General features: G+C 57.0%; 2 protein-coding genes. Both read left to right on the top strand.

From position 1 onward, the window contains the following. Window positions 1-64 precede the first annotated feature (64 nt). The gene (locus ACWKWX_RS32580; RefSeq protein ID WP_473002674.1) at window positions 65-358 is read left to right on the top strand and encodes a transposase; all 294 of its coding nucleotides are present in this window, start codon (window positions 65-67) and stop codon (window positions 356-358) included. Next, entirely contained in the window at window positions 355-1,215 is an 861-nt protein-coding gene (locus tag ACWKWX_RS32585; RefSeq protein WP_473002672.1) for an IS3 family transposase, read from the top strand. Before ACWKWX_RS32580 ends, ACWKWX_RS32585 begins: the two co-directional genes overlap by 4 nt. Window positions 1,216-1,257 lie beyond the last annotated feature (42 nt).

Genomic DNA, 1,257 nt, shown 5'->3' on the forward strand with positions numbered 1-1,257 from the left:
TGGGCCTGTCCCATGACAACGGACGCCAAGAAGCGATACTTACATTGCCATCCTGGAGGTTGCCATGTACCCAAGTACTCGCCGTAACTATACCGATGAATTCAAAATGCAGGCTGTAGCCCTCGCGGAATCGGTGGGCCGAACCGAAGCTGCCCGTCAGCTCGACATCTCCGTCAAGACGTTGGACAACTGGGTTGATGCAGCACGAAAGGGGCTTGCGCCAAGCTCCCCCAATCGTCGCCCCATCTCCAAGGAAAGCAGCGAACTGGCACGGCTCCGGGCCGAAAATGCCGAGCTCAAATTGGAGCGCGAAATCCTAAAAAAGGCGGCAGTATTCTTCGCCAAAGAGTCCAGGTGAGATACGCCTTCGTCGCTGCAGAACGGGCTCAATTCCCTGTCCGCACACTGTGTCGGGTCATGGGTGTCTCCGTTTCAGGGTTTTACGACTACCGGCATCGGCGCAACCGTCCTGACCCTGATGCAGAGTTACGTCTTGAACTGCATAAGGTCTTCACTGCCAGCCGTGGAACCTACGGACGGCCCCGACTGGTTCAAGCGCTACGCCAGAAGGCTTACGCCGTGGGCCCTAAACGGGTTAGCCGCCTCATGCATGAAGAGGGCATCCAGAGCAAAGGCAGAGCCAGGTACGTGCCGTGCACCACCGATAGTCATCACTTTCAGCCTGTGGCAAACAATCTGCTTGATCGTCAGTTTTCGGTGCATGGCGCCGTGCCCGCCTGGGTCAGTGATATTACCTACATCCCAACTAAAGAGGGCTGGATGTATTTGGCAGTGGTGTTGAGCATCCAAACCCGCCAGGTACTGGGTTACAGCTTCGCTGACCGGATGCCAGACGAACTCGTTGAACGGGCTTTTATCAACGCCTGGAACGCCTGCCTGGGGGCTTGCGGAGTGATTTTTCATTCTGATCAGGGACGTCAATACGCCAGCGGAAGGTTCCGCCAGACCTTGGCTGCGAAAGGCGTGACGCAGAGCATGAGTCGCAAGGGAAACTGCTGGGACAACGCGGTGGCCGAAAGCTTCTTCGCTACACTCAAGCGAGAGGAGGCTTGCGGGACCTATCCCAGCAAACAGCAGGCGTATGTATCGATCGCCAGCTACATCCATGGGTTTTACAATGCCGTCCGACTGCACTCGGCACTGGGGTATCGTTCACCGAACGACTACGCGAAAGGGTTGAGACGGACGGCGTGATGAACAGCTTCTTGGCGTCCGTTAACGGGGGACAGGCCCATG

It is taken from the genome of Pseudomonas imperatae, assembly GCF_057128625.1.

Excerpts from the sequence above, each read along its gene's own strand:
- ACWKWX_RS32580 (WP_473002674.1), top strand. The coding sequence starts at position 65 with ATGTACCCAAGTACTCGCCGTAACTATACCGATGAATTCAAAATGCAG.